This is a genomic window from Echinicola salinicaeni (genome assembly GCF_014280965.1).
Taxonomy (GTDB): Bacteria; Bacteroidota; Bacteroidia; order Cytophagales; family Cyclobacteriaceae; genus Echinicola; species Echinicola salinicaeni.
On the sequence record NZ_JACODZ010000005.1, the window covers coordinates 171,162 to 184,044 of the forward strand.

Annotated in this window: 13 protein-coding genes; 7 read left to right on the forward strand and 6 right to left on the reverse strand. The window is 37.2% G+C overall.

Annotation, left to right across the window (positions count from 1 at the left end):
* The first annotated feature begins 205 nt into the window (after positions 1–205).
* Both H7U17_RS10735 and H7U17_RS10740 read left to right on the forward strand, forming a co-directional pair.
* Entirely contained in the window at positions 206–1,633 is a 1,428-nt protein-coding gene (locus H7U17_RS10735) for a sensor histidine kinase (protein ID WP_186756721.1), read from the forward strand.
* The gene (locus H7U17_RS10740) at positions 1,633–2,310 is read left to right on the forward strand and encodes a LytR/AlgR family response regulator transcription factor (RefSeq protein ID WP_186756722.1); all 678 of its coding nucleotides are present in this window, start codon (positions 1,633–1,635) and stop codon (positions 2,308–2,310) included. The genes H7U17_RS10735 and H7U17_RS10740 overlap by 1 nt, the downstream gene beginning before the upstream one ends.
* A gap of 64 nt (positions 2,311–2,374) precedes the next feature.
* On the opposite strand, the gene H7U17_RS10745 is transcribed toward H7U17_RS10740, so the two are convergent.
* Complete coding sequence (locus tag H7U17_RS10745; protein ID WP_186756723.1) at positions 2,375–2,662, reverse strand: hypothetical protein; 288 nt, start codon at positions 2,660–2,662, stop codon at positions 2,375–2,377.
* 156 nt (positions 2,663–2,818) lie between these two features.
* Positions 2,819–4,027: an MFS transporter gene (locus H7U17_RS10750; RefSeq protein WP_230981368.1), complete on the reverse strand. Its 1,209-nt coding sequence runs from the start codon at positions 4,025–4,027 to the stop codon at positions 2,819–2,821.
* A gap of 262 nt (positions 4,028–4,289) precedes the next feature.
* On the opposite strand from H7U17_RS10750, the gene H7U17_RS10755 reads away from it, so the two are divergent.
* Entirely contained in the window at positions 4,290–4,724 is a 435-nt protein-coding gene (locus tag H7U17_RS10755) for a hypothetical protein (RefSeq protein WP_186756725.1), read from the forward strand.
* Positions 4,725–4,923: 199 nt separating this feature from the next.
* On the opposite strand, the gene H7U17_RS10760 is transcribed toward H7U17_RS10755, so the two are convergent.
* Positions 4,924–5,127, reverse strand: a complete 204-nt coding sequence (locus tag H7U17_RS10760) for a YwbE family protein (protein ID WP_186756726.1) — start codon at positions 5,125–5,127, stop codon at positions 4,924–4,926.
* 310 nt (positions 5,128–5,437) lie between these two features.
* Entirely contained in the window at positions 5,438–6,583 is a 1,146-nt protein-coding gene (cfa, locus tag H7U17_RS10765; RefSeq protein ID WP_186756727.1) for a cyclopropane fatty acyl phospholipid synthase, read from the reverse strand.
* Between the two features lie 557 nt (positions 6,584–7,140).
* Between cfa and H7U17_RS10770 the strand changes: the two genes are divergently transcribed.
* The 3 genes from H7U17_RS10770 to H7U17_RS10780 all read left to right on the forward strand — a co-directional run bounded on the left by H7U17_RS10770 (position 7,141) and on the right by H7U17_RS10780 (position 9,754).
* Positions 7,141–8,679: a SulP family inorganic anion transporter gene (locus tag H7U17_RS10770; protein WP_186756728.1), complete on the forward strand. Its 1,539-nt coding sequence runs from the start codon at positions 7,141–7,143 to the stop codon at positions 8,677–8,679.
* Between the two features lie 243 nt (positions 8,680–8,922).
* Positions 8,923–9,342, forward strand: coding sequence for a hypothetical protein (locus H7U17_RS10775; RefSeq protein ID WP_186756729.1), 420 nt, complete (start codon positions 8,923–8,925; stop codon positions 9,340–9,342).
* 76 nt (positions 9,343–9,418) lie between these two features.
* The gene (locus H7U17_RS10780) at positions 9,419–9,754 is read left to right on the forward strand and encodes a nuclear transport factor 2 family protein (RefSeq protein WP_230981369.1); all 336 of its coding nucleotides are present in this window, start codon (positions 9,419–9,421) and stop codon (positions 9,752–9,754) included.
* Between the two features lie 54 nt (positions 9,755–9,808).
* Here H7U17_RS10780 and gap read toward each other — a convergent pair whose 3' ends face one another.
* The gene (gene gap, locus H7U17_RS10785) at positions 9,809–10,813 is read right to left on the reverse strand and encodes a type I glyceraldehyde-3-phosphate dehydrogenase (RefSeq protein ID WP_186756731.1); all 1,005 of its coding nucleotides are present in this window, start codon (positions 10,811–10,813) and stop codon (positions 9,809–9,811) included.
* Positions 10,814–11,131: 318 nt separating this feature from the next.
* Positions 11,132–12,538: an alpha/beta hydrolase family protein gene (locus H7U17_RS10790; protein WP_186756732.1), complete on the reverse strand. Its 1,407-nt coding sequence runs from the start codon at positions 12,536–12,538 to the stop codon at positions 11,132–11,134.
* Positions 12,539–12,638: 100 nt separating this feature from the next.
* Between H7U17_RS10790 and H7U17_RS10795 the strand changes: the two genes are divergently transcribed.
* A complete protein-coding gene (locus tag H7U17_RS10795) occupies positions 12,639–12,869 on the forward strand; it encodes a DUF3820 family protein (RefSeq protein ID WP_186756733.1) in 231 nt (76 codons plus the stop codon).
* The last annotated feature ends 14 nt before the right edge of the window (positions 12,870–12,883 follow it).

Genomic DNA, 12,883 nt, shown 5'->3' on the forward strand with positions numbered 1-12,883 from the left:
AGAATGTCGCGCTTGCATATACCCCATATTTTGAAGTACATTAGTAAACCTGAATTCAAAATATTTAAATCATACCTATCAAACCCCTATGAGGTGACCAATTGGTCACCTTTTTTTATCCCATTTATACAAGGCTTGATCACATTTTTTTGTTGAAGCTTACTGCAGTCCCTATCATTGCCCTAGTATTATTTAAACAAACACCATGAAAGAGAAATTATTAAATTTTAGACCTATTGAGCTATGGCTAGTGGCCATTGCATTTTTCTTCATCATCTTATCCAATATCCTTGGAGCCAAAGTTGGATTGGACTATCTCAATCACGACCACAGTGATATGGCAAGGTACCTGGCTTATATATTCATACCTTCTATTATGTTTGTGGCATTTTACCTTATGCATATGAAGGTCATCCCTATTTACCATAAGGAGAAGAAAATATGGAAGTTAATTTTATTCGGCGCTCTATTGTTTTTCAGCTCATGGTTTTTAGTAGGAGCCTTTTATGTTGGTGCTGATTTTGGAAGAGATATATTTGTTCCATTTTATTTTTCCGGAATAGCCCTATATATTAGTTACTTTATCGTGGTCAGCTTTTTCAAAAACCTAACTTTAAACAGTAATACCCCCAACTACCTTAGCTATAATATATTAAGGCTTTCCACTGCCTATATTTTCCTTTGTATATTTTTATTCAAATTCCATCGGTTTTTCCACTTTTTCATTACCATTATTTACCTATTCGTCATTCCATCCCTGCTAATAATCCTATTATATAATTATTTCTTGGTGTATAGGAACAGGGAATTGGGAAAGGTGAAATTGGCCAAATTCTATTATTGGTTTTTACCTTCATTGGTTGCCTTGATTTTTATCTTCATTACGGGCGTGTCTGAAGAAGAGGAGGCACTCATTGTTGGTTTTGTAGCCATCCTCGCCTTGATGCTAGTCATCAATCCAGTTTCTAACGCCTTGTTCAAGAAATATCAACATTATATTGAAACGTTGGATAACCTGAATATCCAGCTTGAAGAAAAAACAACTGATCTCAAACAACTCAGAAATCAAATCAATCCACACTTCCTCTTTAATGCCCTGAATACCATTTATGGAATCTCTCTTCAAGAAAATGCAGAGAAAACAGCCGAAAGTGTCCAAAAGCTGGGGGATATGATGCGATTTATGCTGCATGAAAATACCCAAGACAGTATTCCGTTAAACAGGGAAATCGATTATTTGATCAATTATGTGGACCTACAGGAACTAAGGATTCAAGAGCAGGAAAACATAGAAATACTCTTCAGCAGAAATGAGGATCATTGTAAAGGAAGCATTGCCCCTATGTTATTGATTCCTTTTATAGAAAATGCCTTTAAACATGGCATTAGTCTGCAAAAAAAATCCTGGGTCAAAATCAATATGAGATGCTTGGAAGGCTCACTTCACTTGGACATCAACAACAGTATACACCGCAAAAGCACAGAGGACCCTGAGCATTCCCCTTCAGGAATAGGCCTGCAAAATGTAAAACAAAGGTTAAAACTGCTCTATCCGGATAAGCATGAGCTGGTTATAAGAGAAAATGATCTGGAATATTTCGTACATTTATCCATTCAATTGACAAAAAGCTAATGTTAAAAGCCATAGCCATAGATGATGAACCCCTTGCCTTGGAAGTGATAAAAAGCCATGCTTCCAAGGTCAACTTTATCCAACTTGAAAAATTATTCACCAATGCCTTTGAAGCCTTGGATTATCTCCAAGACAACCCCATAGACCTGATATTCCTGGATATAAAAATGCCTGATATATCAGGGACGGAATTTGCAATACTCCCAGCCAATAAACCAATGATTGTCTTCACCACTGCCTATTCTGAGCATGCAGTAAAAAGCTTTGAGTTGGACGCAATTGATTATCTGTTGAAACCGTTTTCCTTGGCCAGATTTACTAAAGCCTGTACCAAAGCTAACGAGCTATGGATGTTAAAAAATGGCAAGGAAACCGAAAAGACTTCCATATTTTTAAAAACTGGCTACGAACAGATAAAAGTACAATTGAGCGAGATTCTATTTTTGGAAGCTGCAGGAAATTACGTCACCTTCCAAACTAATGAAAACAAAATCATGAGCAGGATGACTTTTCAGGAAGCTGAAAAATTACTGCCTGATTCCTTCTTTAGAATTCACCGATCCTTTATCGTTCATAAAGACAAAATTGAAAAAATCGAGAGACATCAGGTTACCATTGGAAAACACAAAATACCTATTGGAAGTAATTATGCTGGAAACCTTGAATCAGTCAATTAATCAAAATGGTCACCTTGGAGAATCAAGCTGGCCATTTTGATTAAAACAATATTATTACAACCTATTAATAAGTTGAACAGTCAATTGCAGCTACTGCTTGTTCAGCTTCCTCGACCGCATCTTCCCACTCTTGTTTATTTGCACCTGTAAGGGCATTACAATTCCCATAAGGTTTTATTGCATTGATATATACCTGATAAGCATCCTTATAAGCTTCGCATGTTGTGGCATTAGGAGACATGCCAAATTCCTGAGAGGCTTCAACTATAAGATCGGATTCTGTTTGTAACTCTGATGCCCAGGCTGTAGAACAATTGGGTTCATCATCATCAGATCCACAAGCTGAAATCACCAAAATAGAGGTCAAAAAAAAACAGACCGAACAGCAAGAGGTTCTTGATTTTTAAATTTTTCATAATAAAAAAGGTTTATGGTTATAGAAACAGGTTAAAATAAAATACATTTTATATATCCTAAATACATTTTTAATGATTCATAAGCAATGTTATTACTTAAAACTATCAAACCTTTTACCTCTTCGTTTTAATAGGTATTTTAACCTGGCCAAAGTGTGTTTTGGAATCACCCTGTAGGAAAGTAGAATAACAATGCCTAAAATGACAATTAAAAAAACAAAGATGCCATCAAAATCTGACCCAATATCAAGAAACAGCCCAAAAACTGCCGGACCAACGGCTGAGCTCAAGACCATAATAGAAGTAAATAAACTACGGACTGAACCGATCGACCTGGCCCCAAAAAACTCCACTTGCAAAGCAGATTTCAAGGCACCTCCAAAACCTGAAGATGCCCCCATTAAAATCATATATGGAATAACAGCCCATGAAGCATCAACTATCCAAACTATAATAATTGCTAATAAAAAAGGAATCAAATAATATGGAAAAAACAGCTTTGCACTGTATTTATCGATTAAGGGCCCAGCAAACAATATAAACAAAGACCCAGCAACAGCATAAAAACTTAATCCCAAAGCCATCCATTCCGCAGACCAACCCTTGAATTCTGCCAAAGAAAACTGGTAGAAAAAAAGGCCGGTCACTGTAAAAGAAAGGATAAACATATTGGGAGCAAGCAACCAAAAATTACGAGTCCCCAATATTTCCTTTTGAGACATCAATTCATCATGATCACTATTTTTCTCAGCTTCTCCTTTATCCTTTACCTTTAAATCCTGCTTCCTAAGTACAAAGGATAAATATCCTATTAAAAGAACAAATACAATGGCTGCATTGATTATTAATGAATTCCTCCAACCATAGGTTTGAATAATGCCAAGAATAATCAGCGGCAAGACGGCCTGCCCCAGTGGATGCCCTAATGAAGCCAAACTGATGGCTTTACCCCTACCTTCTAAAAAATACTTTGACATGGAAGTGATGGAAATATGACTAAAAAGCCCCTGCCCTGCCAATCTCAAGCCAAAAAATGCCAATGGCAATAAAAACCAATAGGGGTTTATGGACATGAGCAACAGAGCAAGAATAAATAAGCCCATGGCAAATAAAGTGTATCTTTTTATGGGTACAGTATCAATATATTTCCCCAAATAAGGGATTACTGCAGCACTGGCAATTGTTGCAATCATATAAAAGACACTTATTTCAGCATTGGAAAGACTGAAGTCTTCGAGTAGAAAAGGGATATACAAACCCAATAAAAAGGTTTGTCCATAGCTGGACAAAAAAGTCATCATGACACCAAAAATCAATAACCGGCTATTCGTTTTTATGAATTGAAAATAATTCATTAGGATGGACCAAAGTAAAAAGGGTGAATACTTATTTTAACAGTAATTTTCTTTCGAGTCCAAAACTATATTGCAAATCCCAAAGAACATGAGAACAATCCATAAACTTGAGGAAAAAATCCTTATTCCCATGAAATATTGAGGAAAGCCTAAAAATCTCCTAAGATTTGCGTTAATTTGAATTGTAAAAAAAATTATAAAAGACAACATGCAAACAGGATTTCAACACCTTCATTCCGGAATGGCTTATTTGGTCATTGCGGGTCTGGCCATTGTTTTTATTTATGCCTTAATCGGTGCTTTGGGCAATAAAGAATTTACTGATAAAAGCCGCAAATTTGGTTTGATCGGCCTGATTCCAGCTCATATACAATTGATCGTGGGAATAGGCATCTACTTCATCAGCCCCTTGGGTTTTTCTAATTTATCTGGAGGAAATGCTATGGGAGACGCTACCAGTCGACTATATGCCATGGAACATCCCGTGATAAACATCATTGCCATCATCTTGATTACGGTAGGTTATAGCAGGGCTAAAAAATTAACCAACAGCAAAGCAAGGTATAGAAGTCTATATATGTTCTATGGAATTGCCCTAATCTTAATCCTTTCAAGAATCCCTTGGAATGCTTGGTTGGCATAAAATATCAAACAGATTAAATTTTGTCTATCTGATAAAGAAAAAATTAACAGATTGATTTTCTTGGATTAATAATCAGTCCATTATTACTAAATTAGAAAAAGCCTCTATCGATTAATCGGTACAGGCTTTTTTTCTGACTTAGTAGAAATTAAAATCCGAATAACCTATTAGTAAAAAAGACCTCCCAAAGGAGATAAGATCAATCTTCCTCGATTATATTCTTCACTCTTCCCACTTCACCTGTATCCAATTGGACTTTTATTCCATGTGGGTGGTTCGCAGACTTGGTCAATATCCGCTTGACCAAGCCATCAGTGAGCTCACCTGTTCTTTGATGGTGCTTTTGCACGATCTCAACAAAGTCCCCTATTTTTATGTCTTTTCTATTTCTACCGTCAGGCATGATTGTATTTAAATAATTTTAATATGATTACCCATTTTAACACCAGTAAACTTATTTCTCACAGCCTGTCCAGATTTATCGGGAGATTCCACGGATCTACACAGATTTAAATTAGTATTTCTGAGAGATATGTATTCTCTTAATAGGGAATGTTTTGAATGGTAAAACTTGCTGGTGCAATTGCGGATATAAATTAATTTTAATATCTCCTCTGCAAACATAAGGAACAATTGGACGAAATAAAGCAAATTAACAGTATTCTATTTATTGTAAAATCGAACCATTAATTACTATATAGCTTATATTGTAATTATTTTTCACTAATAGGGTCTTTACACAAATCCCTAACTGCCCTGTACTCTCCCTTAAAAGTATCCTTAACCATAATAATCTGCCATAAATGATTTTGACGAGATCGAAAAGAACCCGCACAACAGCTCAGATAATATTCCCACATCCTGTAAAATCGATCATCATACCCCCGCTTTAAAGAATCCCAGGCGGCTTTAAACCTGTCCAGCCATGCCATAAGCGTATAATCATAGTAAAGTCCAAAGTTGTGCCAATCTTCAATTTGAAAAAATCCCTCCATCGCCCTAGTAAGCTGTGCTGCTGAAGGAATTAAACTATTTGGAAAAATATATTTGTCAATCCAAGGATCTGTTATTTCAAAAGCCTCATATTTCCCAATAGTATGAAGAAGGCTAATTCCATCATCTTTTAGGTTTCTATGCACAACTTCCATGTACTTTCGATGGTTTTTCACCCCCACATGTTCCATCATCCCTATAGATAAAATTCTATCAAATGATTCATCAATCCCCCTATAATCCTGCAAACGTATCTCCACATCCAAATCTCTGCAATGTATCCTAGCCAACTCAGCCTGTTTTTCAGACAGTGTCAAACCAACTACACTTACCTGATAATTTTTAGCGGCATAGGCAGCAAATCCACCCCATCCACAACCTATGTCCAGCACCCTCATCCCCGGGGATAACTTTAGTTTTTGACATATCAGTTCAAGTTTTTTCTCCTGTGCATCATCCAAATCCCTTGCATCTTCCCAGTAAGCACAACTGTACATCATATGCTTATCCAACATTTTCTCATATAATTCATTACCAATATTATAATGTTGGATGATTATATTTTTAGACTGGTTGATGGTCTGTAAATTAAATAGTTTGGCCTTGATCCCCTGCCAAATCATCTTAAAATTCCCTTTGATTTTTTGATGTAATCTTGCTCTCAATAACTTATTAAAAAATTCATCCAAAGCTTCACATTCCCACCAACCATCCATATAAGACTCACCCAAACCTAAAGAACCTTGACCGAGCACCCTTTTATAAAAGCGTTGGTCTTTTACATGAATATCATACGGAGCTGATCCGTTAACACAAATACCTGCATTCGCTAAAAGTTCCTGAATCGTCTTTTGATAAACATCCATGGTGGTGCCATTTTAATTACACAAACCTTAAATTGTTCTCAACATCAAAGAATAAGCTGAATTCAGTCAGACTAAATGACTAGCTTCTTCTATTTAATTTATTAAAATACAGTCAAGAATTAAAGAAATATCAGTTCTTTTCTTTCCACGCAAAAAATCTAAAGCCAGTTCTAAATCAAAAAATACAACAAAATATTAATTTCGTTTACAATTATTCAATTTATACAAGTACGTATAAAATAAACAACAAAATATAAAGCAATTTATTAACAAAACAACATCTAAACCAACTCATTTTCAACTATATAAAGTTAATAATAATTTCATCCAAGTATCATCTCACACCCTTTCATGAAATTTTATTCTGTTTTTAAAAAAAAGAATTACCTTTGCATCACTTATGATAAACATTGCCGCAATAAAAACTATCCCAACTCCACCCTGACCCTTGGTGGCTTTTTTTAATACTCCCATCATTAGTATAATATTGGGACAAATAACTGTGGCCAAAACAATCTGAATATACAATCTTACCATACCAATTAAACAAAAAAGACATGACGCAAATGTTCTTTAACCTTTTTCGTCCAAAGCAATCAACACTTAAAGACGAAATACTATCAGGCTTAACTGTTGCACTGGCATTGGTTCCAGAAGCAGTCGCCTTCTCTTTGATCGCACAAGTATCTCCATTGATTGGACTCTATACAGCCTTTTTTATTGGCTTGATCACAGCAATGCTAGGTGGTAGACCTGGAATGATTTCCGGTGCCACTGGCGCTATCGCAGTGGTGGTAGTGGCATTGGTGGTAAGCCATGGTGTAGAATATCTCTTTGCAGCAGTCATTCTTATGGGTATCATTCAGATCCTTGTTGGCGTTTTGAAACTGGGAAAACTGATCCGTTTGGTCCCCCACCCAGTAATGTATGGATTTGTCAATGGTCTAGCTGTCATCATTTTTTCTTCCCAATTTGAACAATTTAAAATCCAAACAGCCCCAGGAGTCAAAGAATGGATTTCAGGCCCTCCATTATATATTATGCTAGGCTTGGTTATCCTTACCATGGTGATCATCAAATTCCTTCCAAAGCTTACTAAAGTCATCCCTTCAGCACTGGCGGCGATTTTAGTTATCTCAGGTATAGTGATCCTAGGAGGAGTGGACACCAAGACAGTCGGAGACATGGCCTCCATCTCAGGTGGCCTTCCAGAATTTCATTTACCAATGGTACCTTTAAATTGGGAAACCTTAATGGTAGTACTTCCCTATTCTGCTATCATGGCAGGCGTTGGGCTTATTGAAAGTTTGCTGACCTTATCCCTAGTAGATGAAATTACTGAGACCCGTGGTAATGGAAATAAAGAATGTATAGCACAAGGTGTAGCCAATGTCACTACCGGTTTCTTTGGTGGCATGGGAGGATGTGCCATGATCGGCCAAAGCTTGATCAACGTTAACGCTGGCGGGAGAAACAGGATTTCAGGAATCGTAGCTGCCTGCGGTTTGCTGACATTTATCCTTTTCTTCTCTTCTTATATAGAAATGATCCCTATGGCTGCCTTGGTGGGATTGATGTTCATGGTAGCTATCGGCACTTTCGAATGGGCATCCTTGAAGATTTTCAAAAAAGTTCCTTTCACGGACGTCTTAGTAATGATTGTAGTGACCTTGGTAACTATTTTCTTGCACAACCTTGCCCTGGCGGTATTGGTCGGCGTGATCATTTCTGCATTGGTATTTGCTTGGGAAAACTCTAAAATGATCCGTGCACGGAAAACGATTGATGAAAACGGTGTGAAGCACTATGAGATTTATGGACCATTATTCTTTGCCTCAGCACTGACCTTTGGTGAGAAATTTGATCCTACAAATGATCCTGATGAAATCATCATCGATTTTGCTGAAAGCCGCATTGTGGACCACTCAGGTATAGATGCAGTACACAAGGTAACAGAAAGGTACAATAAGGTAGGCAAAACCGTCTATATCCGTCACCTAAGCACCAGCTCAAAAACCTTATTGGAAAAAGCAGAAAAAATCATCAGTGTTAATTATGCTGACGATGATCCGAGTTATAAAATTGTAATGGATTGATCCATTAAAACAAAGCAAACATTATAAAGCAGCGGTTTTTAAAATCGTTGCTTTTTTTTATTGCCTAAACGGGATATCAAACAGCTACTCTAGTTTGATTAAGGAAAACAAGATACCACAAACCCAAAACCACCTACAATTCACTATATTTCAAACCATTACACCCCACCAATCACTTCCTGAATTGCAAAAATATGACTAAATTTATAATACTGATCCATTAACATTTTAAACCCAAATACCATGAGCGCCTACGAAAATGCAAAAAAATTCTTTCACAACTGTGAATCTGCAAAAGGATGGAAATCCTGCGAAAATTATGTAGCCCAAGACGCTAAATTCACCGCACAAAGTGAGGCATTAAACGATGTTACAAAAGTTCAAGATTATGTAAATTGGGTAGAGCATTTAAGCACCATTACGATGCCTGGTTCTACCTATAACTTGCATGCTTCCGCTTTTGATGAATCAAATAAGACTGCCTTGTTTTTCTCCACTTTTACAGGAAAGCATACCGGAGAAGGAGGACCAATACCTCCTACCAATAAAACCACAAATTCAGAGTATGTTTATGCTATCAAAATGAATACGGAAGATAAAGTGGAAAGTATGACTAAAATTTGGAATTCCTCCTGGGCGATGCGCGAACTCGGGTGGATGTAGATTATTTAAAACAATCATCAACTATAACTGAATGGTCAAAATCACTTCTAGCCCTAATTGTGGAAACTCTCCAAAAATGGGGTTTCTAAAAGCGTTTAATATCGCCCTTGCAAATGGAAACAGGGATTTTATACTAGAAAGCGTATCTGAAGAAATTGTTTGGGACATTGTAGGGGACAAAAAAATTACTGGAAAAGAAAATTTTGAGAGTGAACTCCCCAGTTTGAAAACAAACAAGGTAACTGAATTAGTCCTACACCAAATATTATCCCATGGAAAAGAAGGTGCAGTAAACGGAATGATGAAAATGCAAAATGGAAAACAATATGCATTTTCCGATTTTTATCAATTCAGCAGTGCCAAAGGCAAGATAATTAAGGCTATGACTTCTTATATCATAGAAATAAAATAAGCCAGCTCGAAATCAATCAAGCTGGCTTTTATATGTTCAAGGTTAAATCACCTCTTATTTGCTAGCGATATAAGCTACTAGGTCAACAACTTTATTAGAGTAACCCCACTCATTGTCATACCAAGACACCAATTTCACGAATTTGTCGCTCAGCTGGATACCGGCACCTGCATCGAAGATAGAAGTTCTAGCGTCACCGATGAAGTCATTAGAAACAACTGCGTCTTCAGTGTAACCCAAGATACCTTTCAATTCACCATCTGCAGCTTCTTTCATTTTAGCACAGATCTCTTCGTAAGTAGCTCCTTTTTTCAATTTAACAGTAAGGTCAACTACAGAGACGTCAGGAGTTGGTACTCTAAACGCCATACCAGTCAATTTACCATTCAATTCAGGAATTACTTTTCCTACTGCTTTAGCAGCACCTGTAGATGAAGGGATGATGTTTTGACCTGCGCCACGTCCACCTCTCCAGTCTTTCACAGAAGGACCGTCAACAGTTTTCTGAGTAGCAGTAGTTGCGTGTACAGTAGTCATCAAACCTTCTTCAATACCCCAGTTGTCATTCACTACTTTAGCCAATGGAGCAAGACAGTTGGTAGTACAAGAAGCGTTAGAAACGAACTGCATATCTGAAGTGTAAGAAGATTCGTTTACACCCATTACGAACATAGGAGTGTCATCCTTAGAAGGAGCAGACATGATCACTTTCTTAGCACCAGCTTCGATGTGACCTTTTGCAGAATCCTTAGTCAAGAAAAGACCAGTAGATTCAACTACATATTCAGCACCAACATCAGACCACTTAAGGTCAGCAGGATTTCTCTCAGCAGTTACACGGATTGCATTACCGTTAACCACCAACTGGCCATCCTTAACTTCTACGTCTCCCTTGAAGATCCCGTGAGTAGAGTCATACTTTAACATGTAAGCCATGTAATCTACGTCAACTAGGTCATTGATACCCACAATCTGAATATCATCTCTTTCTTGGGCAGCGCGGAAAACCAGTCTACCAATTCTTCCGAATCCGTTAATTCCTACTTTAATCTTTGTCATTTTTAGTAAGGTTAATAGGTAAAATTATGTTGTTATTTTCGACTTATGATTACAGCATCCAAATTCCAATGACATGGTTTGCAAAAATGCTAAATGCTTCCTGCAGTACTTTAGCTTTGGACGCCTGTTTTTAACTATGCCAAATTTATTGAATTAATATTTAGGAAGGAAATTAAGGCTTCATTAATCTAGCCTCCAGCTAAAGTTTTTCACTTTTCTTGATACAAAATTGAATTTATTGCAAGAATCCACTCCCAAAACCTCCAACTTTTCAGTAAAATCCGACATAGACATTAGAATTAGCAATTCATTTCATTACTAAAGGGCCTCGATCCAAGCCACTATATCTGCCAATACTTCTTCATTAAAGGTTTCCTCTATTTGGGCATATTCATCAATGGCTCCTGTTTCAGCTGTTTGGAACAAGTGATTTAAACCAGGATATATTTTAAGGCTAATATTTTCCAATACTTCCACCTTTTTAATTTCTTCCAAAGATTGATAATTGATGCGACCATTTACCTGTATATCCTTTTCTGCAAATAATGCCAATACAGGCATCTTAGTCTGACTAATATATGGTTCTGGATCAAATTTCATAAAATTAAAATACCATGGGGATACCATTTGACTGTAGGCATCCTCCAATTCCCGGATTTGTTCTTGACTCAGGGAATCCATTTTATTCACCTCTTGTAGATGAGACTTTAGTGCTCCTGTCAAATTCCCTTTTAAATCATCAAAATCTTCTGTTTCTTCAAAAACCCTATAAAGTACTTCGTTGATTTTTCGCTGTTCTCCAATCAACTCCTCTGAAGCCCCATAGGATTCTAATACATCCTGACTTTGTTGCATCATCAGTTCAGAAATAGGAACAGTGGGGCCAGCTAAAGAAACAGCAAAGCTCATTCCTTTGGTTTCCGCAGCCATTATCCAGGCAATCATTCCTCCTTCACTATGCCCGATCACTCCACTCTTTAATTGATTAACAAAAGGAAATTTCTTCAAATGATTCAAGGCTACCTCAGCGTCTTTTTCAAAATCAAAGCTATTGGCTTCAGCAAAATCGCCCTCCGACTCTCCTACTCCCCGTTCATCATATCTCAAGACGGCTATTCCATTCTTGGTCAAATAATCAGCAATGACCAAAAATGGCTTATGGCCAAATATTTCTCCATTCCTGTTTTGCTCTCCAGAACCACTGACCAAAACGACAGCAGGAAAGGGGCCCATCCCTTTGGGCTTGGTAATGGTACCTTTTAACTTTATACCTGCTTTCAAATTTTGGAAACTGGTTTCAATAATATCATAATCAAAGGGTTCTTGGGGTTCCTGCGGCTTTGACGTCCCAAGCAGTTCTCCCTCTTCCATCCTGATCAAATCCAAAGGGATCTCTACTCCAGATTGGCTAAAAGTACCTTTGATGGTATCATTCATCAATACCCCCTCATAGGTGATTTTAAATTTTTCCAACTCCACAGTGACCATGGGGAACGAATATAACACCTTATCTGCAGCAAGTCCTTTTGCCCCCTGAGAAGGGCTGTCCATACTTCCCATCCATTCACCTGCCTCCTGCTCAAAATGAAACACTAAAGGGAGTTTTCTGGCCATAATACTGAGCTCTCCTTTCCAGCTACCTTGCAGTTTCTGAGCCTGCACGGATAAAAGGGCTAAAAAACTGATTGAAAAGGCAAGACAATACTTACTAAGACGAAGATTCATGGACTTGATTTAGCTACTACTTTACAGATAGTTATAAATTAAATAACAAAATGTATTCCTAGGAATTTAAAGTTAATACGTTTTTCAGATATCTTCGTCTATGCAAAAAGAAATCCTGCTTGATTTAGTAACAAAAAAAATGCCTTTTGGAAAGTATAAGGGAAGGCTTATTTGTGATATCCCTGAGCATTATTTGGTTTGGATGTATAGAAAAGGATTTCCTGAAGGGAAATTGGGCATGTGGCTAAACACCATGTATGAAATTCGCGTAAATGGTTTAGAATATTTATTGATAGAGCTGAAAAAGAAAATCCGATTAGGAGAGATATAAAAAAGCCTCCCGAA